The sequence below is a fragment of the Nocardioides marmoraquaticus genome, assembly GCF_054777915.1.
The window spans coordinates 17,558-37,559 of the sequence record NZ_BAAHAA010000017.1 but is presented as its reverse complement, the minus strand read 5'-3'; the positions used below and the strand labels follow the sequence as shown (position 1 = coordinate 37,559).

The window sequence follows — 20,002 nt, the reverse complement described above, 5'->3', positions numbered from 1 at the left end:
GACCAGATCGACACCAGGTGCAAGAGAAGGGTGCATGACGTGTCAGTTGTTGTTGACGACGTGAACGAGCTGGGCGGCCGGATACCGCTCATCGGGGTCGACGACCTCGACGGCGACCAGCGTGGGATCCACGAGGTCCTGTCGGGCCTGGTGGTTCCGGAGTCCGAGCACGGGGACTTCCTGGCCCGGACGGCCGACGGCCGGTTCGTCGGACCCTTCAACGCCATGCTGCGCAATCCTGCGGTCACCCGCGGCTTCGGCGCGCTGACCGCTGCCGTGGGTGCCGCGGGCCTCTCACCAGAGGTGCGTGAGGCCGTGATCCTCACGGTGGGTGCCGCTTGGCGCGCCGACTACGAGGTCTACGCACACACCCGCGCCGCGGCGGCCGAGGGTCTGCCGCGTGCGGCGGTCGAGTCGATCCTGGCCGGCGAGGAGCCGTCCGGACTCGGGGTCGAGGCCACGGCGGCCCAGCGCCTGGCGAGCGGCCTCGTCCAGCGACAGGAGGTTCCGGCAGCGGTGTATGCCGAGGCCGTCCACAGCTTCAGCGAGGGCGGGGTCGTGTCGCTGCTGGGCCTGATCGCGCAGTACCAGATGGTGTCCTCGATCCTGGTCTGCTTCGACGTCCCGGTGCCCACCGACCGTCTGGTCGAGGAGCAGCGCGCATGACCGGCTGGGGTGACGGCCGCGTCTTCGAGGTGTACGCACCGGCCGGTGTCGTCGGCGAGACCCTCGCGCACCGCTCGGTCGAGCCGATCCCGGCAGATCCCGGGCAGGTCGTCGTCGCGGTACGCGCCGTCGGCGTCAACCCGACCGATTGGAAGTCGATCTCCACGACCGAGCCCCGAGCCGAGGACGTGGTCGTCGGCTTCGAGGCGGCCGGCGTGATCAGCGAGATCGGGGCCGACGTGACCGGTTGGTCGGTGGACGACGAGGTGATCGTCTACCCCGTGCTCGGTGCGTACGCCTCGCGGCTGGTGGTCGAGGCGGAGATGCTGACGCCCAAGCCGGGAGCCCTGGCCTTCGAGCAGGCCGCGAACCTGATGGTCGCCGGCACCACGGCCGCAGAGATGCTGCATGCCGTGTCCCCAGTCGACGGCGACACCGTCCTGGTCCACGGAGCCTCCTCGGCGGTGGGGGTCAGCCTGCTCCAGCAGCTGCGCGGCCGCGGTCCGCGCGTCCTGGGAACCTGCAGCGAGGCGAGCTTCCCGCTCGTGAGCCGTCTCGGTGCCAAGCCACTCGTCTACGGACCCGGACTGCCGGAGAGGCTCCACGAGCTGTCCGGCGGATCCCTCGACGCCGCCTACCTGTGCGCCAGTGCGGCCGAGGGCGCACCGGCCGCGCTCGCCCTCGTCGAGGACCGCGACCGCATCGTCTCGATCGCAGATCACCAGGAATCGTTGCGGCTGGGGATCCGGTTCCTTCAGGGTCGGGACCCGGAGAGCTACCGGTTCCGGCTCGGTGCTCGCGCCGCCTTGGCTGACCTTGCCGAGCAGGGGGCGCTCACGGTGCCGATGTCACGCACCTTCGCGCTCTCCGAGGCCGAGCGTGCCCTCGACCTGGTCAGGACCGGACACCCCGGAGGGAAGCTCGCGCTCATCCCCGATGACCAACCGGGCGAGAGGCGCGGGTCCGCATGAACGCATGGCACGCACAGGCGTCGGTGGACGAGTCGATCTTCACCTCGGCCGCTCGCGTCCACCGGTTCGAGATCGAGGCCGACGTCCCCGCCGAGACGGTGTGGGCCTGCCTGGTCTCCGACAAGAGCATCGGCGCGTGGCCCACCGACCCTGGCTTAGGTGTTCGCTGCGAGTGGACCTCGCCGCGTCCCTTCGGGGTCGGCACCACCCGGGTCGTGACCCTGCCCACGCGGCTGCGGCTGCGCGAGCGGTTCTTCCGGTGGGAGGAGGGGTCGCGCTACTCGTTCGCCGCGCTCGCCGCCAACCGGCGCGGCCTGGCGGCGTTCGCGGAGGACTACCAAGTGATCGGCGGTGACGGCGTGAGCACGCTCGTGTGGACCGTGGCGATCGAACCGGAACTTGGGGTGAGTGGCCTGTTCGGCCCTGCGGCACTTCTCAACGGCTGGTCACTTGCGCGTACGGCTCGCGCCGCGAGGCGCCACTTCAGCCGACGCGAACGATCGGCCCGGACGTGAACGGCGACGGGATCACGGACCAGGCCGCCGGCGCGGCCGCGGTCGATCCGGGTGCGCCGGCAGCCGCAGTCGCGGGCGAGACGGTCGCCAGGCTGCGCGCGACGTATCGATCGGGACGGACCAGGTCTCTGTCGTGGCGCAGGCAGCAGCTCGCCGGCCTCGTGAGGATGCTCGAGGAGCACGAGGACGAGCTCGTGGCCGCGCTGTCCGCCGACCTCGGTCGCGGCGCAGTGGACAGCTGGCTGGCAGACCTCGCCCCCGTTGCTGGCGAGGCCGCGCACGCACGGCGCCACCTGTGGCGGTGGGCCAGGAGCTCGCGCGTCGCGCTCCCCCTGGGCCTGCTGCCTGCCAGCGCACGAGTCGTGCCCGAGCCGCTGGGCGTGGTGCTGGTCGTGGCGCCGTGGAACTATCCCGTGCAGCTCTTGCTGGCACCGCTGGTGGGGGGGGCTGGCTGCCGGCAACTGCGCCATCCTGAAGCCCTCGGAGGGTACGCCTGCCTGCTCAAGGCTGTTGGCCGAGCTCGTCCCGCGCTACCTCGACCCCGCAGCCGTAGCGGTCCTGGAAGGGGAGGCCGACGTCACGGTGGCGCTGCTCGAGCAGCAGGTGGACCACTGCCTGTTCACGGGATCCGCCCAGGTCGGCTGCGCCGTGATGGCGACTGCTGCGAAGCACCTGACAGCGGTCACGCTCGAGCTGGGTGGCAAGAGCCCGGTGATCGTCGCGGCGGACGCCGACCTGCGGGTCACGGCGCGACGCCTGGTGTGGGCCAAGACCTTCAACAGCGGTCAGACCTGCATCCCCCCGGACTACGTGCTCGCGAGCGAGCGGTGCGCGAGGAGTTCCTCGGGGAGTTCACGCGCGCCCTGGAGTCACGACCGACCACCGGGCTCCCTCTCGTCGACCGGCGCCAGGCGCAGCGCATGAGGGACCTGGTCGCCACTGCCGGTGGACGCCTCATCGGCGGCGGCGCCGTCGACATCGGCCGCCAGCGCGCCGATCTCACCGTGGTCTGCGACCCGAGCCCGGAGTCGCCCGTGATGCAGGAGGAGATCTTCGGCCCGGTCCTACCCGTGGTGACCGTCGGGTCGATCAACGACGCGGTGGCACATGTGAACGACGAGCCGCGGCCGCTGGCGCTCTACCTGTTCACCTCCTGTCGCGCCACGGCGAGGTCGGTCCTGAGGAGGACCAGCAGCGGTGCCGCCGTCGTCAACCACCTGATGTACCACCTGCTGGTCAACGACCTGCCCTTCGGCGGCGTCGGCGCGAGCGGCATGGGTGCGTACCACGGCAGGTGGAGCTTCGACACCTTCAGCCACCACCGGGCGGTCCTGCGCAAGCCGACGTGGCCCGACCGCTCCGCAGCCTACCCGCCCTACACAGCTGTCAAGACGCGCATCCTTCGCGCCTTGTTCTGGCAACGACGAGAGGACATATTGTGAGCACGCTGCCGAGCGACTGGCAGGGGCACGGCATCGAGCCCGTGGGATATCACGACCTGGCCGGCCGGCCGGGCTTCAAGATCACCATCAGGCAGTCCGGTGAGCGCTGGTTGCTCTATCTCGCGCACTTCTGGGACTCGGGCTGGTCTATCCTAGACGTCACCGACCCCAGCCGCACCGAGCTGCTGAGGTTCATCGAGGGGCCGGAGAACACGGCCACGCTGCAGGTCGACCTGGCTGAGGACTACCTGGTTACCGCGCTCGAGAAGCACATGAGCGGCTTCGGTGGAGATCCGTCGCGGCCGTTCGACGAGGGAGTGCTCATCTGGTCCCTGGAGGACCCCGCGTCGCCGCGCCGGCTGGGCCAGTTCAGGACCGGGGGCACCGGCACCCACCGCAACGGCTACTACGGCGGCAGGTACGCCCATCTCGCCGCCAACATGGACGGCTACGAGGGCAACATCTACGTCATCCTCGACCTGGCCGATCCTGAGCACCCGGTCGAGGCCGGACGCTGGTGGGTCCCGGGCCAGCACACCGCCGGCGGGCAGACCCCGACCAAGCCAGGCATCTCGCTGCACGGACCTCCGGTGCTCGACGGCGACCTCGTCTACCTGCCCTACGGCTCCGCCGGAGCCGTTGTGCTGGACATCAGCGACGTCTCGGCGCCCCGGCTGGTCGGTGACCTGCCGTTCAGTCCGCCCTTCCGCCTGCAGTTCGGCGTCCACAGCATCGTGCTGCACCAGGAGCGCTCCCTGGCCTACCTCAACTCCGAAGGCGTCGTGGAACCTCGGGGCACCGTCCCGCCCTTCCTCCGCGGCCACGACCACATCTCCGTGGTCGACATCTCCGACCCCGGCAACCTGGAGCTGGTCTCGATCTTCCCGCGCCCGCTGCCGCCGGCCGGAGCGTCCTACGCCGACTTCCTCGACCGTCCCGGCTGGAGCGGCCCGCACAACCAGAGTCAGCTGCACCACAACCCCGACGTGGCGCCTCAAGGCGACCTTGTCCACGTCACGTACTTCAACGCAGGGCTGCGGGTCTTCGACGTCTCCGAGCCCCGCCAACCGAGGGAGGTCGCGTGGTTCCTCCCACCGGACCCCACGCGGAGGTACGGCCCACTGCCGAACGGAGACCTCGTCGTCCAGTCCGAGGACGTCCTGGTCGACCGGCGGGGCTTCATCTACGTCACCGACAAGAACCAGGGGCTCTGGGTGCTCCGCATGACGGCTCCCCCCGCCTAGCCTGATCCGATGGAGTGGACCTCGACCTCCCTTCGGGTCGTCCGGGCGGTCGCCGAGCGAGGCAGCTTCACCGCGGCCGCGGAGACGCTGGGCTACACGCAGTCCGCGGTCTCGCGGCAGGTGGCGTCGCTCGAGCAGGCCATCGGCGTCAGCCTGTTCGACCGCACGCCCGGCGGAGCGAGGCTGACGGTCGCGGGGAGGACGCTGATGGCCACGGCGTCGACGGCGCTCGACGACCTCGACGGCGCCGTCGATGCGGTCCGGGGCGCCCGGGGCAGGTCGACCGTGCTGCGGCTCGGGGTGTTCACCAGCCTCGGCCCGCCTCTCCTGCCCGCCGTGCTCGAGCTGCTCCGCGAGCGAGCACCCCACCTCACCCTGGTCACGCGAGAGGGGTCGACGCCGTCGCTGCTGCGCAGCCTGCGCGCCTCCACCGTCGACCTCGCCGTCCTCGGAGCCCAGCCTCCCTACGCGGCATTCGACGATCGGGAGCCTGCTCTCACGCTGGCGACGCTGTTGGAAGGCGAGCTCGTGGTGGCCGTGCCCGTCGACAGCCCTCTCGGGCCCGACGGGCGAGCGACACTCGCCGACCTCGACCAGGTGGCCTGGATCGACAGTCCGCGCACCAGCGAGGATCCGGGCTTCGGGGTGTGGCCAGCCCTTCCCGGCCGCCCACGCGTCGTGCACCAGGCGCGTGACTGGTGGTCGAAGCTCACCCTGGTGGCCGCCGGGGTCGGCGCCACCACGGTCCCGCCGTACGTGCTGGGCTCGGCGCCCGCTGGCATCCGCGCCGTGCGGATCGTCGACGGGCCCACCGTGTCACGACGCGCGGTCCTCGCCACCCTGCCCGGACACCGAGCGGACCGTCTGGGCGAGCTGATCGAGTGCCTCCGCGACATCTCCGAAGACCTCTTACAGCCGTGAGGTGTCCCGCCCATCACATCAAAGGCGAGAACGCGCGCGTGGGGCGCCGAACTGCAGTTGGTCCGAACCACCGCGGCGTCCCGCGGCATTCGTGCTCCTCAACATGCGGGGACGGCGACGTGATCGTGGAGTGACGGCCGGCCCCCGGCACGCCCGAAGAGATAGCCGCCTCGGTCGCTTGGGCGCTCTCCGACAACGCGGCCTACCTGCACGGAGCTGAGATCGCCACAGGCGAAGAAACACGCCTAGTGCTTCCGATGACCATCTCGGAGGCGGACCGGACCGGCGGCGGTCACGTGCTCAAGAGTCCGCTTCGGGTGTCGACGGTCGCTGGGGTTGCCGATCGGTTGCAATACCCGCCGATGCGCCCTGCCGGAGCTCGCGACAAAGCCGGCTGACGAGTCCACCTCACACGTGGCGTCAACTGCTGGCCGGATCTTGGGGCGCGTCCATGCTGCGCAACATGGTGTCGACGACAACCCTCACGAGCTCGCGGCTAGGCAACTTGCCATGCAGGAGGGCGGATTGCAGGATCGACCCGACCATCATCAGGGTGGCCGCCTCGAGGGCCTCTCCCTCGAGTCGGGTGGAGAGGATGCGCCTAAGGGTGCGCTCTCCGTCCGTCACCAGCTTGATCCTGACCCCCTCAAGCTCGGGCATCGAGGGAAGCAGGCTTACCAGGGTCACCAGGGCGCGGTCCAGCTGGTGCTTCTCCATCTCGTCCCGATACACCAGCAGCTCATTGAACAGATCGGTGGGCAGGTGCCCGTCGGTCGTGTGATGCTCGACCTCGCCGACCCTGAGCAGAGCCTCCGCAATCAACGCCGCACGCGTGGGCCAGTGCTTGTAGATCGTCGCCTTGCTGTAACCACTCTGAGCGGCCACGCGCGAATGCGTCACCACGTCGACCCCATCACGCAGAAGGGTATCGAGCACCATCGGAAGGATGTCGTTACGCGTTCGGACAATGCGAGGGTCGGTCATTCGGGTGCGCCACCAAGCGTCATGAGTCCTGCCTACCAGAGGGTTGCGATCTCAACTTCAGGTCTACTACTGTACAGATTGTTCGTTAGACGACCCTGCCACCCTACCTCTATTCAGGAGAATTGAATGTCCGCGATCCTGTTCGGCTCCATCAGCACCCTTTCCGACACCTCGGAGATCCAGCGCGACTCCTTCAACCAGGCCTTCGCCGAGCACGGCCTCGACTGGAACTGGGACCAGCAGGAGTACGCCGGCCTGCTCGGCTCCAACGGCGGGCGCGACCGCGTCGCCGCCTACGCCGCCGACCGCGGCGAGGACGTCGACGCCGACGCCGTGCACGCGACCAAGTCGCGGATCTACCAGGAGACCCTGCGCTCCACCGACATCCAGCCGCGCGCCGGCGTGGCCGAGACCTTCCGCGCCGCCAAGGAGCAGGGCCTCAAGGTCGGCCTGGTCACCACGACCTCCGCCGACAACCTGGCCGCGCTGGGCGACGCCCTGGGCGACAAGGTGCCGTTCGGTGAGTTCGACGTCGTCGTCGACCAGTCCAAGGTGAGCAACCGCAAGCCCGACGCCGAGGCCTACGCCTACGCCCTGCAGCAGCTCGGCGAGGACGCCTCCGACGCCGTCGCGATCGAGGACAACCTGGGCGGCGTCGAGTCGGCCAAGGCCGCCGGCGTCGCGGTCGTCGCGTTCCCCAACGGCAACACGCAGGGCCAGGACTTCGGCTCGGTGCGCCGCGTCGACACCGTCGACCTCGAGGACCTCCGCGCATGACCGAGACCCAGACCGGGACCCCGAGCGCGACCCCGACCGCGCGCCTGACGGCCACCGACACGACGTTCCGCGTCGAGGCCTACGAAAAGATCGACTACACGCTCGAGTACGTCGCCGGCGTCTTCGACGTCGACAACACCGACCTCGCCGACTCGTTCCGCGAGCAGGGCCGCGTGCTCATGGTCATCGACGAGAACGTCCTGCGCCTGCACGGCGACCGCGCCCGCGCCTACTTCGACGCCCACGGCATCGACCTGACCGTCGTCCCGGTGCGCATCGCCGAGACCGCCAAGTCGCTGCGCACCCTGGAGACCATCGTCGACGCGTTCGCCGACTTCGGCCTGAACCGCAAGGAGCGGGTGCTCGTCGTCGGCGGCGGCCTGACCACCGACGTCGCCGGCTTCGCGTGCGCGTCGTACAAGCGCAGCACCGACTACATGCGCATCCCGACCACGCTGATCGGCCTCATCGACGCCAGCGTCTCGATCAAGGTCGGCGCCAACCACGGCAAGCACAAGAACCGCCTAGGCGCCTACCATGCGTCCAAGCAGGTCTTCCTCGACTTCTCGCTGCTGCGCACGCTGCCCGTCGACCAGGTCCGCAACGGCATCGCCGAGATCATCAAGATCGCGACCGTCTCGCACCTCGGCATCTTCGAGTCGCTGGAGAAGTACGCCGACGACCTGCTGCACAGCTCCTTCGGCCACGCCGAGGGCGCCGAGCACCTGCGCGAGGTCGCCGACACGATCACCTACGACGCGATCAAGACCATGCTCGAGCTCGAGGTGCCCAACCTCCACGAGCTCGACCTCGACCGGGTCATCGCCTACGGCCACACGTGGAGCCCGACGCTCGAGCTGACCCCCGAGCCGCCGCTGTTCCACGGCCACGCGATCAGCGTCGACATGGCCTACTCCGCCACCATCGCCGAGCAGCGGGGCTACATCAGCACCGCCGACCGCGACCGGGTCCTCGGGCTGTTCAGCTCAGTCGGCCTCGCGATCGACAGCCCGTACTTCACCGGCGAGCTGCTCGAGCGGGCCACCCCGTCGATTATGCAGACCCGCGACGGCATGCTGCGCGCGGCGGTCCCCGACCCGATCGGCACCTGCCAGTTCGTCAACGACCTGACGATCACCGAGCTGCAGGAGATCCTCGGGGTCCACAAGGCCGTGTGCGCGACCTACCCGCGCAGCGGCGAGGGCATCGACCAGTACACCGCCCCCAAGTCGTGAGCCTCACGACCGGTCCGGCTGTCCCCGCCGTGGCGCGACCAGTCACGCCGGTCGGCATCGCCGCCGACCTGCTGGCCTCGCTGGTCACGCGGGTCGGTGGCGCCGACCTGCCCGACGACGTACGACGCGACCTCGAGCGGGCCCACGGCCTGGTGGCCGGGCTCGACGACTACGTCGCACGCTGCACCACCCCCGCCTCCGACGACCTCGTGGCGCTGGAGATCCGCACGCGCACCGAGGCGTGGGAAGCCGGGCTGGAGCAGGAGATGCTCTCCGGCCACGTCGAGGGCGTGTTCCTGCAGATGCTGGTCGCGGCCACCCGGGCCCGCTCGGTGCTCGAGATCGGCATGTTCACCGGCTACTCGGCGCTCGCCATGGCCGAGGCCCTGCCCGACGGCGGCCGGCTCGTGGCCTGCGAGGTCGACGAGAACGCCGCCACCATCGCCTGCTCGGCCTTCGCGTCGACGACCGCAGGCGCGCTCGTCGACGTGCGGGTGGGTGACGCCGCATCGACCCTGCGCGGCCTGGCCGACGCGGGGGAGCGGTTCGACCTGGTGTTCGTCGACGCCGACAAGGCCGGCTACGCCGGCTACCTCGACGCCCTGCTCGACCTCGACCTGCTCGCCGACGGCGGCCTGGTCGTCGTCGACAACACCCTGATGCAGGGCCAGCCGTGGCTGCCCGGCGAGCGCACCGCCAACGGCGAGGCCATCGCCGCTTTCAACGACCGCGTCGCCGCCGACGACCGCGTCCAGCAGGTCCTGCTGCCGCTGCGCGACGGGGTGACCCTGGTGAGGCGGGCACGATGAGGCGGGTGGCATGAGCCTGGCCGCGCGCGCGAAGTCGCTGGCCGCGATCGCCGCGCTGGAGGCGACGCTGCCGCTCAACCTGCTGCTCGTCGGCGCGGCCGTGGCCCGCCGCGGGCCGCGACCGAGCGCGCCCGACCCGGGCCTCGCGGGACGTCGTACGGTCCTGGTCAGCGGCGGCAAGATGACCAAGGCGCTGGTGCTCGCGCGGCTGTTCCACGCCGCGGGCCACCGGGTCGTGCTCGTCGAGACCGCCCGCTACCGCTACACCGGCCACCGCTTCTCGCGCGCCGTCGACGCCTTCCACGTCGTGCCCGACCTGTCCTCGCCCGACTACGCGGACGCGTTGCTCCGCATCGTCAAGGAGGAGGACGTCGACGTCTGGGTGCCGGTCTCCAGCCCCGCCTCCAGCCTGCCCGAGGCCCGCGCCGCCGAGCTGCTCGACGGCCACTGCGAGGTCGTGCACCTCGACACCGAGACGCTGCGCCGCGTCGACGACAAGCACGCCTTCGCCGAGATGTCGGCCGAGGTCGGGCTCGCCGTCCCCGCGACGCACCGGATCACCGACCCCCAGCAGGTGCTCGACTTCGACTTCGCCGCCCACCCCGGGCCGTGGGTGCTCAAGTCGATCCCCTACGACCCCGTGCGCCGCCTCGACCTGACCCCGCTGCCGCGCCCGACGCCGGACGAGACCGCGGCGTTCGTGCGCGACCTGCCGATCTCGCCGGAGCAGCCCTGGATCCTGCAGGAGCTGCTCACCGGCACCGAGTGGTGCACCCACGGCACCGCGCGGTCCGGGCGGCTGCAGGTCTACGTCTGCTGCCGCTCCTCGGCGTGGCAGCTGACCTACGAGCAGGTCGAGCACCCCGCGATCCGCGCCTGGGTCGAGACCTTCGTCGCGGCCCACGGCCTGACCGGCCAGGTCTCCTTCGACTTCATGGAGGACGCCGACGGCACGGTGCGCGCCATCGAGTGCAACCCGCGCACCCACTCCGCGATCACCCTGCTGGCCGGGCGGTCCGAGGTGGCCGCGGCCCACCTCGACGACGGCGCCGAGCCGGTCGAGCCGCCCGTCGGCGGCCGCCCGACCTACTGGCTGCACCACGAGCTGTGGCAGGTGCTGCGCCACCCCTCGACCGCCCCGACCCGCCTGCGCACGATCGCGCGCGGCACCGAGGCCGTCCTCGACGGCCACGACCCGCTGCCGTTCCTCGCCCTGCACCACCTGCACCTGCCGTCGCTGCTGTGGGGCAACCTGCGCGCCGGGCGCCCGTGGCTCAAGGTCGACGTCAACATTGGCAAGCTCGTCGAGCCGGCGGGGGACTGAGATGACCCCCACCACCCGCCGCACCCTGCTGCACCTCACCGGCTCCGCCGTCGACCCGCTGCTCGACGACGTCTCGCGGCTCTACGCCCGCGGCTGCCTCGAGGCCGCCGGCACCGACCACGACCACGTCGTCGCCCACGTCTCCCCGGGCGGCGCCTGGCGGTTCCCGGCCTCCCTCGACGACGCCGCCCTGGCCGCCGCGCCCGAGCTCGCCATCCCCGACGCCGTCGCGCACCTCGCGACCCTCGACGTCGACGCCGCGCTGCCCCAGATGTTCTGCCGACCCGGGATGACGACCTACCGCGGCCTGCTCGACCTGCTCGGCGTCCCCTACGTCGGCAACCCGCCCGAGGTGATGGCGCTCGGCGCCGACAAGCCCCGCTCCTCCGCGGTCGTGGCCGCCGCCGGCGTCACCGTCCCGGCCTCGCAGGTCGTGCGCCCCGGCGACCCGGTCGACGACCTGCGCCTCGCGCTGCCCGTGGTCGTCAAGCCCGCCGACGCCGACAACTCCCTCGGGGTCACCCTGGTCCGCGAGCCGGCGGCGTACGACGACGCGGTGCGGTCGGCCTGTGAGCACAGCGACCGCGCCGTGGTCGAGGCCTACGTCGAGCTCGGCCGCGAGGTCCGCGCCGGCGTCGTCGACCTCGGCGAGGGCCCGGTGTGCCTGCCGCTCGAGGAGTACGCCGTCGAAGCGACCACCAAGCCGGTGCGCGACCACGCCGACAAGCTGCGCCGCGACGACCAGGGCGACCTGGGGCTGGTGGCTAAGGACGCCGCCCACGCCTGGGTCGTGCCGCTCGACGACCCGCTGACTGAGGTCGTGCACGAGGCGGCGCTGCGCGCCTACGACGCGCTGGGCTGCCGCCACCACGGCCTGTTCGACTTCCGCGTCGACCCCGAGGGCACGCCCCACTTCCTCGAGGCGTCGCTCTACTGCTCCTTCGCCCCGACCTCCGTGGTCGTGGTGATGGCCGAGGCCGCGGGGATCCCGCTCGCCCGGCTGCTCGACCGATCCGTCTCCCTGGCCACCCGCCAGGGCCGTCCACGTGAGGTGAGCGCATGACCACTCCTGACCAGAGCCCCGACCAGACCATCAGGGCCATCGAGACTGAGGTCCTCGACCCCGTCGGCGTCCGCGTGACCGGGCTGCAGATCGCAGACGAACCGGCGGCCGCCGTACCGATGCTGCGCGGGCTGCTCGCGGAGCACGGCGTCGCGGTGCTGCCCGACCAGGTGCTCGACGACCGTCAGTTCCTCGAATTCCTGCATGCATTCGGCGAGTTGACGTTCACCGAGGGCGAGACCCCGCTGGAGGGCTACCCCGACCTCAACGTGATCAGCAACGTCGGCCGCTGGGACAGCGGGACCCCGCCGAAGAGCAGCTTCCACGTCGACACCAGCTACGTCAGCTCGCCGCCGGCCTACACCGCGCTGCGGGCGGTCACCGTGCCCGAGCGGGGGGGCGCCACGCAGTTCACCAATCAGTACCGCGCCGCCAAGTCGCTGCCCGACGACCTGCGCCGGCTCGTTGAGGGCCGCACCATCCGCCACGTCGTCACAGGCGTCGAGCCCACCGCGGGCGAGGACGGCGTCGAGATCGAGGCCGACCACCCGATCCTGCGCCCGCACCCCATCACCGGCCGCGAGGCGCTCTACCTGACCACCGTTGCGCGCTGCGCCGGGGTCAGCGGACTCGACGAGACCGAGGCGGCCGCGCTGGTCGCCCAGTTGCTCGAGCACTCCACTAGTCCCGACAACACGCTGTCCCATGCCTGGGCGCCGCGCGACCTGGTCGTGTGGGACAACGCCTGCGTCCTTCACCGCGCCGACCACGCGGGCGTGGAGGGCGATCGGGTGATGCACCGCGGCATGGTTGCGGGCTCGGCCTACCTCGCCGGGCGTTGAGTCGGCTTCAATTGGTATCGCAAACGACTGGAAGGTGTCCTGTACGAGCTGCGGCGCACCGGATCTCCGGTGACGGCTCCGGCGGGCAGGTACCGAAGTCCTGCCAGCCGTAACGCCGCGTTCGGTCTCAGCCCGGGTGGTCGGTCTGTCCGGCCTGCTCGTCCGGCCGGGATGCCTCGAACGCGTCGAGGACCGAGGTCGGCCGGCGGCCGAGGAGACGCTCCAAGTCAGGACCGGTCGCGGCGAGCTCGCCGGCTCGCGCGGCCTGATAGATGCCGAGGGTGAGCTCCACCGCACTGTCGGGCATCCCGAGGCCCGTGAATCGTGCTCGCGCCTGATCGTCGGTGAGGACCTCGCGCGGAACATCGCGACCGGTGAACGTCGCGGCGATCTGCGCGAGCCCGCTGGCGTCGAGGGTCTCCGCTGCGGCGAGCGGCGCGGAGACGCCGTCCCACTCCTGGCTGCCGCCGTCGATCTGGGCGAGGATCTCGGCGTCCGCGACCGCGAGATCGGCGCGCGCGGTCCAGGACACCGGCCCGTCAGCGGGCAGACGGACCGCACCCTCGTCGAGCGCCGTGGTGACGGTCTGGATGGCGGTGTCGGCGTAGAAGCCGTGGCGCAGGGCCGTCCAGCGTGTGGCGGAGCCGGTCAGGAGGTCGGCGAGCATGTCCTCGGTGGCGGCGTGGTGGCGGCAGGGCGGGAACGCGGACTCGTGGCCGGCGCCGAGATGGCTGGTGTAGACGACGTGACCCACCCCTGCCTTCGCTGCGGCCTTGAAGGCATCGCGGTGTTGCTGCAACGGATCTCCGCCGTAGGCAGCCGCGTTGGAGGAGATCAGCAGCAGGATCTCCGCGCCCTCGAACGCGGCGGACAGACTCTCGGGCTCCGCGAAGTCGCCCCGCCGGACCCGCACCCCTCGCTCAGCCAATGCTGTGGCGGCCTGCGGGTCGCGCACGCTCACGCCGATCCTCTCTGGGACGACGAGAGTGAGGAGGTGCCTGACGACATCTCGTCCGAGCTGTCCAGTGGCGCCAGTGACGACGATCATGAGGTCCTCCATGAGCTGAGTAGAAGCAGTCCTTACCGACTGCTTGTTAGTGAACAATCTGTTTAGTAGCATACAGAGTGTCTTCTCGAATGGAAGGGCGTCTCATGCAACTCACTCCTCAGCTCAGCACCGTCGTGTGGAACCCAGTCACCGGATGCGACCAGGTCTCACCCGGCTGCGACCACTGCTATGCGCTGAATCTGTCGCGTCGTCTCAAGGCCTACGGTCAGGCGAAGTACCAGACCGATGGCGACCCACGGACCTCCGGGCCGGGCTTCGGCATCGCCTGGCACCAGGGCACGCTCGCGCAGCCGCTGCGGTGGAGGAAACCGCGCGTGGTCTTCGTGTCCTCGATGGGGGACCTGTTCCATCCTCGTGTTCCTGCCTCTTTCATCGCCGATGTCCTCGACGTGGTGGCTCGCACCCCGCAGCACGCCTACTGGGTGCTGACCAAGAGGCCTGCTCGGGCCCGCAGGATCGCTGAGAGCCACGCCTGGCCCGACAACCTGTGGCTGGGGGCCTCGGTGGAGAGCGAGCGCTATCTGCACCGGCTCACTGACCTCCAACGCAGCGCGGCCCCGGTCAAGATGCTGTTCTGCGAGCCGCTGCTCGGCCCCCTCGACGGACTCGACCTCACCGACATCAGCTGGGTCACCGTCGCCGGCGAGGCCGGGAGGGGGCACCGTCCGATGGACCCGCAGTGGGCGCGCAGCCTGCGCGACCAGGCCCTCGCCGCCGACATCCCCTTCTACTTCAAGCAGTGGAGCGGCACCCGCACCCGCGATCAGGGTCGCGAGCTCGACGGGGTGGAGTGGAACGGCCTGCCCCGCGAGCTCGCATCGTTCGGCCGACAGGCCGGCCCGTCCGGCCGGCAGGCTGGCCCATCGGGTCGAGCGGGAGCCGCCTGATGTACACCATCAAGCCCCGAGGACCGTTCAACCTCGCCGAGACCATCAACTTCGCCTACATCGACCGCGAGCCCCAGACCTCCGGTGAACACCTGCTCCTCGGTTTCTGCCACGACGGATCCTTGGAGCCCACTGCGGTCGCCGTCTCCCAGCTCGACGACGGCACGGTCAAGGTCCACGGTGACCCCGGCACACGCGGTCAGGTCGAGCGCATCCTCGGCCTCGACGTCGACGCCTCAACCTTCGCCGATGTCGGGGACCGCGACCAACTGATCGCCGACCTACAGCACGCCGCCTCAGGACTACGCCCCCCACAGATCCACTCCGCCTACGAGGCAGCCGTGTTCTGCATCCTCACCGCCCGCCGCTCCGGCGCCCAGGCACGCCACATGCGCACCCGCCTCGCCGAGGCGGCAGGAACGCTGCTCGATGTCCGCGGCAGCAGGGTCACCTGCCTACCGCCACCGGCCTGGCTCCTCGATCCCCCCGACTTGCCCGGTCTGGATGACACCCGCCGCCAACGGCTCATCGCCGTCGCGCGCGCCGCCCACGACGGCCACCTCGACACCCACGAACTCGGCGCGATGGAACCGGAGGAGGCGCGTCGGCACGTCGAGAATATCCCGGGTATCGGGCCCTTCTCCTCAGCCATCATCGTCGTGCGGTCACTCGGCCACACCGACTACCTGGCGAGCCCCGTCACCGAGCTGAACCGACTCGTCGGCAAGCTCTACCACCTCGGGCACGACGCCACCCCCGATGAGTTGGAACGGATCGCGGACAACTGGTCACCGTGGCGAACCTGGAGCCAGCTGTACATCCGATCTGCAGCGGAGCGGCTAGATGTAATGACGCCGAAACGTGCCTAGCCACAATGGACACGCAGCCGCTCTGAACCAGCCGAGAAAGCCCGGGGACCTCGAACCATGACTAGCAACGGCCAGGACAACACCGAAGCGGACCGGACGCCAATCGAGACAGACGTGCTGATCGTGGGGTCGGGACCCGCAGGCGCCGCGGCCGCGCTGCTGCTCTCCAGCCTCGGGGTCCCCAACGTCATGATCACCAAGTACCGCTGGACAGCGAACACGCCGCAAGCGCACATCACCAACCAGCGGGCGATGGAGGTCTTTCGCGACCTCGGCGTCCAGGAGCAGGTGCTGGCCGATGCCACCCCGCACGAGCTCGTCGGCGACACCGTGTTCTGCACCTCCATCGCTGGCGAGGAGATCGGCCGCATCCGCACCTGGGGCACCCGGCCCGATCGCAAGGCCGACTACCGGCTCGCGTCACCCTGCTTGACCGTCGACATCCCGCAGACCTACCTCGAGCCCATCCTCGTCCGCAACGCCGCCGAACGCGGAACCTAGGCGCGTTCCTCGACCGAGTACGTCTCCCACACCCAGGGACGCGGACGGCGTCGACGTCCTCACCCTCGACCGGCTCACCGGCGAGCACCAGGTCGTCCAAGCGAAGTACTTCATCGACGCCGATGGCGCCCGCTCGGGCACCGATCGCCGAGCAGGTCGTCAAGCGGGCCAACAAGTCCAGCCGCGAGTTCTCCGACCTCTTCGTCGCCCTCCGTGTGACCGAGGCTGAGGACGAGGCCGAGATGGTGCGCCAGATCGAGGAGCGCAAGGCCAAGACCCCCTAGGGCGCCGCCAAGCGCGAAGCGCTGATCAAGGCGATGGAGATCAAAAGTACGAGTTCAACGCCCACGGCGTCGAGCTGGGCCAGTCCTACGAATCCTCGGCGATCATGCCCGACGGGATCCCCGCGACCCACACCGACCCGCGACCCCGACCTCTTCTACGAGGCCTCGACCGTGCCCGGCTCCCGGCTCCCACACGCCTGGGTCGGCGACACCATGAACCGCCTCGCGATGATGGACCTCGCCCCGTACACGAAGTTCACCATCGTCACCGGCATCGCCGGCGAGGCGTGGGCCGACGCCGCACCACGGCTGGCCGACGAGCTCGGCATCTCGCTGCGAGCCGTAGTCATCGGCCCGGGTCGCGACGTCAGCGATCTCTACTAGGACTGGGCCAAGCTCCCCGAGATCGAGGAGAGCGGTGCCCTCCTCGTCCGACACGACAAGCACATTGCCTGGCGATCCATGACTCAGGGTCCAGACCCGTACGCCGAACTTCGCCGTACCTTGTCGGCTGTGCTCGGGCGCTCACGGTGATGACCCCGCCCCTTCGCGAGTCGAGGCGTGACTGCAGGTGGGTCCGCATGGAACCTCGACCATCACGACCTCTCGCTTCACCCCTCGCAGAACGACTAATCCCGCCGCAGCTGATGGACCAACACGCTGTGCACCTCGCCCAGGTGGGCATCCCAGGTCGACACGGGCAGGCCCGAGCCAGCCCCGCCGGCCCAGTGCACGTCTTCATCCCTGGCCAGGCTGTTACCAGCGCGCGTCACGGCATCGAGGAGCGCTTGAACAGCGTCAATGCCGTGACCATCAGCGACGAGACTGCTTGATGAGCCGCGGATCCTGAAGCGGCATGCCCACTCGTCGTCGGCAACCAATCGGGGTCGACCGAATGCCACTTCGACCCGACCTGACCCAACCCTCAACGAACGCGCGGCGATGACGTCAACTTCGCGGGGTTCGTCTCCGCCGACCATGCCGGCAAGTCTACTGAGCCGATTCTCGTGATTGGGGCACGGAGTTCTCCTGAAACTTTGCGAGCGCATCAGACCGTCGTAGCCAAGCCTTTCGGATCGTCGTGTGCTGTCCAAAGCACGCCACCGAGGTTCTGGCCCCTCGTGATGGTGACGAGAGAGTAAGGACCTGTATCCGATCGCAGTGCCGACGGCTACCACTCACGCCGCTCGAGGTGGGCTTCGACGGTCGGCGGCCGGAGGTGTGGCGCCGGTGCGCCCTTCGGTGAGGTTGCGAGACCCGCGGCGAGGGCGTTCTCCGTCGCTACCATCCTCGTCAGTGGAGGTGAGCGGTGAAAAAGGTCCCCCGACGACCAGACCTGGTGGCTGCTGCGGCATGCGCGGCGTTATCCGTGTCGTCCCTCGCTGTCGCGGGCTTGTTGGACGACGAGGCTGCGGTCCTACCGGCCACCGGCTCCCTCACCTGGTGGGCAACGGGGGCGATCCTGACGCTCCAGGCTCTTCTTCTCCCGCTGTCACGCTCGCTTCCCCGGCTCGGGATCGTGATCCTCGCGCTCACCGCGCCAGGGGTCGCGCTCGCAGGAGCGGAGGACGCCACGACCATCGCTGCGCTTGCAGTGGTCATCGGTGTCTTCTCCACCGTCAGCCGCCACCCACTGCTACAACTGGTCCCGGCTCTTCTCGGCACGGCCGGGCTGCTGATCCTCGGCGGTGCCATGGCCATCGCCAGTTACGACACTCTTTCGCAGGGTGATCTGATCGGCTTGACGCTGCAGTACGTCGGCACACTGCTGCTGACCATCCTCGCCGCGACGTGGGTTCGAGCGCAGCGCGAGGTCCGCACCGCTCGGGCCGCCGAGGACCGCGCCGTCGCCAGGGAGCACCACGCAATGGTGCATGCCGCTCTGGCCCGCGAGCGCGCGAACATGGCTCGCGAGCTCCACGACATCGCCGCGCACCACCTGAGCGCGATCGCCGTGCTCGCCGCAGCGGTGGAGCGGCAGATCGTCACCGACCCCGCGGCCGCCACCGAGGCCGTGGTGAAGGTACGAGCGCAGAGCACCGCCACTCTCAGCGACCTGCGGCGCCTGATCGGGTTGCTCCGCGAACCCGGATCCGGCGACACCCTCGGCCCCGAGGCGCTGGGAAGCCTGCCCGAACTCGTGGCACGAGTTGCGGCCACCGGAGTGGACGTGCAGTTCACTGCTGACGGTCGGCAGTTCGTTGCCGACGGCCAGGATGACCCAGGACGTGGCGTCGGTCCGTTGGCTCAGCTCGCGGCGTATCGGGCGGTTCAGGAGGCCCTGGCCAACGCCGCTCGCCACGCGCCAGGCGCGGCGTGCGAGGTCGATCTCGATGCCCGGGCACCCCACGCCGTCATCGTGACCGTCCGCAACGGACGGCCGTGTGCCCCCGCCGCTTCATCGTCGAACGGCCCGTCCCGCGGAGGCTACGGACTGCTCGGCATGCGAGAACGCGCTCAACTGACCGGCGCCGACCTCAAGGCCGGTCCGACAGACGACGGTGGCTGGCAGGTCACCATGCGCCTGCCCCGCGAGCCGGTCGCGGCGGCCCCATGACTGAGACGAGGTCCGTGATCCGCGTGGTCGTCGCCGACGATCAACCCCTCGCCCGGACCGGGATCGCGACCCTGCTCGGCGCAGAAGCCGACATCGAGGTCGTCGGCCAGGCGGCCGACGGACGCGAGGCCGTCGATCTGGTCACCCGGCTGCGCCCCGACGTGGTCTGCATGGACGTTCGAATGCCGGTGATGGACGGCATCAGCGCCACCCGTGCCTTGTGCCGGACCGACGTCGATGACCCGGTGCCGGTTCTCGTGCTGACCACCTTCGAGCTCGACGACTACCTCTTCGCCGCGCTCGAGGCGGGCGCGTCTGGATTCCAGCTGAAGGACGCCGACCCCGACGTCCTCGTCCGCGCCGTGCGATCAGTCGCCGCTGGCAACGGCACCCTCAGCGACTCGCTGACTAAGCGAGTCCTGAGCGAGGTCGTCGCACGCCGACGAGAACGTCCGCTTCCTTCCGGTCGACCCGTCGCACTCCTCACCGTGCGCGAACTGGAGATCGTCCACCTGATTGCACAGGGGCTGTCCAACGACGAGATCGCTGGCGAGCTCGTCGTCGAGACCGCGACGGTGAAGTCCCACATGGCGCGCATCCTGCCGAAACTCGGCGCGCAGTCCCGGCTGCAAGTCGCAGTGTGGGCCTACCGCAACCGCGTCGTCGAATTGCCTGATTGACGTCGCGCCAGGGACATCTCGGGGGTCTTGCACCCAAAGGTGCAGGTCCACAGTTGCGTCCTTCGGCTCTGGTGGTGTCGAGACACCCGTCCCTAGCGTCGAGGAGGTCAGCACGAATACCCACCAGTTCCAGGAGGAGCGCCGATGGCCTCCCGCAGTCGCACGTTCCGACCGGCCGTCACTCTTCTAGCCGCCATCGCCCTACTCAGCGCGCCAACGACAGGTCCGTCCGCGGCGAGCACGTCCGCGACGGGTACTGTCTCGACGCCGGCCGCAATTACCTACCACGACGGTCGCGATCCTCGGCCAGGTCTGTCGGCAGACATCGCGAGTGATGGGCTGGTCGGCCCTCAACGCGTGTC

General features: G+C 70.0%; 24 protein-coding genes and 1 pseudogene. 22 read left to right on the top strand and 3 right to left on the bottom strand.

Annotated features, from left to right (window positions below; all coding sequences use genetic code 11):
• Nucleotides 1-60 precede the first annotated feature (60 nt).
• The 8 genes and pseudogenes from ACYU8I_RS13250 (at nt 61) to ACYU8I_RS13215 (ending at nt 5,759) form a co-directional block, all read left to right on the top strand.
• Complete coding sequence (locus tag ACYU8I_RS13250; RefSeq protein WP_460841559.1) at nt 61-666, top strand: carboxymuconolactone decarboxylase family protein; 606 nt, start codon at nt 61-63, stop codon at nt 664-666.
• On the top strand, nt 663-1,637 hold the full coding sequence (locus ACYU8I_RS13245) for an alcohol dehydrogenase catalytic domain-containing protein (protein WP_460841557.1): 975 nt from the start codon (nt 663-665) through the stop codon (nt 1,635-1,637). The genes ACYU8I_RS13250 and ACYU8I_RS13245 overlap by 4 nt, the downstream gene beginning before the upstream one ends.
• Nucleotides 1,634-2,152, top strand: coding sequence for an SRPBCC family protein (locus tag ACYU8I_RS13240; RefSeq protein WP_460841556.1), 519 nt, complete (start codon nt 1,634-1,636; stop codon nt 2,150-2,152). The genes ACYU8I_RS13245 and ACYU8I_RS13240 overlap by 4 nt, the downstream gene beginning before the upstream one ends.
• A pseudogene (locus tag ACYU8I_RS13235) lies at nt 2,149-2,574 on the top strand (aldehyde dehydrogenase family protein); the annotation flags it as partial. The gene ACYU8I_RS13240 and the pseudogene ACYU8I_RS13235, both read left to right, overlap by 4 nt.
• Entirely contained in the window at nt 2,498-3,076 is a 579-nt protein-coding gene (locus ACYU8I_RS13230; protein ID WP_460841640.1) for an aldehyde dehydrogenase family protein, read from the top strand. The pseudogene ACYU8I_RS13235 and the gene ACYU8I_RS13230, both read left to right, overlap by 77 nt.
• Nucleotides 3,073-3,594: an aldehyde dehydrogenase family protein gene (locus ACYU8I_RS13225; protein WP_460841638.1), complete on the top strand. Its 522-nt coding sequence runs from the start codon at nt 3,073-3,075 to the stop codon at nt 3,592-3,594. Before ACYU8I_RS13230 ends, ACYU8I_RS13225 begins: the two co-directional genes overlap by 4 nt.
• Nucleotides 3,591-4,838 carry an LVIVD repeat-containing protein gene (locus ACYU8I_RS13220; RefSeq protein WP_460841554.1) on the top strand — a complete coding sequence of 416 codons (1,248 nt, stop codon included), beginning with the start codon at nt 3,591-3,593 and terminating at the stop codon, nt 4,836-4,838. The genes ACYU8I_RS13225 and ACYU8I_RS13220 overlap by 4 nt, the downstream gene beginning before the upstream one ends.
• Nucleotides 4,839-4,847: 9 nt before the next feature.
• Nucleotides 4,848-5,759 (top strand): LysR family transcriptional regulator, encoded by a 912-nt coding sequence (locus tag ACYU8I_RS13215; protein ID WP_460841552.1) that lies wholly within the window; start codon nt 4,848-4,850, stop codon nt 5,757-5,759.
• A gap of 420 nt (nt 5,760-6,179) precedes the next feature.
• Here the strand turns inward: ACYU8I_RS13215 and ACYU8I_RS13210 are convergent, their stop codons facing one another.
• Nucleotides 6,180-6,698 carry a TetR/AcrR family transcriptional regulator gene (locus ACYU8I_RS13210; RefSeq protein ID WP_460841549.1) on the bottom strand — a complete coding sequence of 173 codons (519 nt, stop codon included), beginning with the start codon at nt 6,696-6,698 and terminating at the stop codon, nt 6,180-6,182.
• 171 nt (nt 6,699-6,869) lie between these two features.
• On the opposite strand from ACYU8I_RS13210, the gene ACYU8I_RS13205 reads away from it, so the two are divergent.
• From ACYU8I_RS13205 to ACYU8I_RS13180, 6 genes are read left to right on the top strand one after another with little or no spacing between them, the layout of a single operon-like run.
• Nucleotides 6,870-7,520, top strand: coding sequence for an HAD-IA family hydrolase (locus ACYU8I_RS13205; protein ID WP_460841547.1), 651 nt, complete (start codon nt 6,870-6,872; stop codon nt 7,518-7,520).
• Nucleotides 7,517-8,755, top strand: a complete 1,239-nt coding sequence (locus tag ACYU8I_RS13200) for a sedoheptulose 7-phosphate cyclase (protein ID WP_460841545.1) — start codon at nt 7,517-7,519, stop codon at nt 8,753-8,755. The genes ACYU8I_RS13205 and ACYU8I_RS13200 overlap by 4 nt, the downstream gene beginning before the upstream one ends.
• Entirely contained in the window at nt 8,752-9,564 is an 813-nt protein-coding gene (locus ACYU8I_RS13195) for an O-methyltransferase (protein WP_460841542.1), read from the top strand. Before ACYU8I_RS13200 ends, ACYU8I_RS13195 begins: the two co-directional genes overlap by 4 nt.
• Nucleotides 9,565-9,574: 10 nt before the next feature.
• Complete coding sequence (locus tag ACYU8I_RS13190) at nt 9,575-10,888, top strand: ATP-grasp domain-containing protein (RefSeq protein ID WP_460841540.1); 1,314 nt, start codon at nt 9,575-9,577, stop codon at nt 10,886-10,888.
• Between the two features lies 1 nt (nt 10,889).
• Complete coding sequence (locus ACYU8I_RS13185; protein WP_460841538.1) at nt 10,890-11,951, top strand: D-alanine--D-alanine ligase family protein; 1,062 nt, start codon at nt 10,890-10,892, stop codon at nt 11,949-11,951.
• Complete coding sequence (locus ACYU8I_RS13180) at nt 11,948-12,793, top strand: TauD/TfdA dioxygenase family protein (protein ID WP_460841536.1); 846 nt, start codon at nt 11,948-11,950, stop codon at nt 12,791-12,793. The genes ACYU8I_RS13185 and ACYU8I_RS13180 overlap by 4 nt, the downstream gene beginning before the upstream one ends.
• 127 nt (nt 12,794-12,920) lie before the next feature.
• Here the strand turns inward: ACYU8I_RS13180 and ACYU8I_RS13175 are convergent, their stop codons facing one another.
• Nucleotides 12,921-13,841, bottom strand: coding sequence for an NAD(P)H-binding protein (locus ACYU8I_RS13175; RefSeq protein WP_460841637.1), 921 nt, complete (start codon nt 13,839-13,841; stop codon nt 12,921-12,923).
• Nucleotides 13,842-13,945: 104 nt separating this feature from the next.
• Between ACYU8I_RS13175 and ACYU8I_RS13170 the strand changes: the two genes are divergently transcribed.
• From ACYU8I_RS13170 to ACYU8I_RS13145, 6 genes are all read left to right on the top strand, one after another.
• Nucleotides 13,946-14,749, top strand: coding sequence for a DUF5131 family protein (locus ACYU8I_RS13170; protein ID WP_460841535.1), 804 nt, complete (start codon nt 13,946-13,948; stop codon nt 14,747-14,749).
• Nucleotides 14,749-15,618, top strand: coding sequence for a DNA-3-methyladenine glycosylase family protein (locus ACYU8I_RS13165; protein WP_460841532.1), 870 nt, complete (start codon nt 14,749-14,751; stop codon nt 15,616-15,618). The genes ACYU8I_RS13170 and ACYU8I_RS13165 overlap by 1 nt, the downstream gene beginning before the upstream one ends.
• 57 nt (nt 15,619-15,675) lie before the next feature.
• Nucleotides 15,676-16,119 carry an FAD-dependent monooxygenase gene (locus ACYU8I_RS13160; RefSeq protein ID WP_460841530.1) on the top strand — a complete coding sequence of 148 codons (444 nt, stop codon included), beginning with the start codon at nt 15,676-15,678 and terminating at the stop codon, nt 16,117-16,119.
• Between the two features lie 122 nt (nt 16,120-16,241).
• Nucleotides 16,242-16,403: a hypothetical protein gene (locus tag ACYU8I_RS13155; protein WP_460841527.1), complete on the top strand. Its 162-nt coding sequence runs from the start codon at nt 16,242-16,244 to the stop codon at nt 16,401-16,403.
• Between the two features lie 171 nt (nt 16,404-16,574).
• A complete protein-coding gene (locus ACYU8I_RS13150) occupies nt 16,575-16,787 on the top strand; it encodes a hypothetical protein (protein WP_460841525.1) in 213 nt (70 codons plus the stop codon).
• 21 nt (nt 16,788-16,808) lie between these two features.
• Nucleotides 16,809-16,937: an aromatic-ring hydroxylase C-terminal domain-containing protein gene (locus tag ACYU8I_RS13145; protein WP_460841634.1), complete on the top strand. Its 129-nt coding sequence runs from the start codon at nt 16,809-16,811 to the stop codon at nt 16,935-16,937.
• Between the two features lie 95 nt (nt 16,938-17,032).
• On the opposite strand, the gene ACYU8I_RS13140 is transcribed toward ACYU8I_RS13145, so the two are convergent.
• A complete protein-coding gene (locus tag ACYU8I_RS13140) occupies nt 17,033-17,383 on the bottom strand; it encodes a DUF6968 family protein (protein WP_460841522.1) in 351 nt (116 codons plus the stop codon).
• 539 nt (nt 17,384-17,922) lie between these two features.
• Between ACYU8I_RS13140 and ACYU8I_RS13135 the strand changes: the two genes are divergently transcribed.
• Both ACYU8I_RS13135 and ACYU8I_RS13130 read left to right on the top strand, forming a co-directional pair.
• A complete protein-coding gene (locus ACYU8I_RS13135) occupies nt 17,923-18,960 on the top strand; it encodes a sensor histidine kinase (protein ID WP_460841520.1) in 1,038 nt (345 codons plus the stop codon).
• A 14-nt stretch (nt 18,961-18,974) separates the two neighbouring features.
• On the top strand, nt 18,975-19,640 hold the full coding sequence (locus ACYU8I_RS13130) for a response regulator (protein ID WP_460841518.1): 666 nt from the start codon (nt 18,975-18,977) through the stop codon (nt 19,638-19,640).
• Nucleotides 19,641-20,002 lie beyond the last annotated feature (362 nt).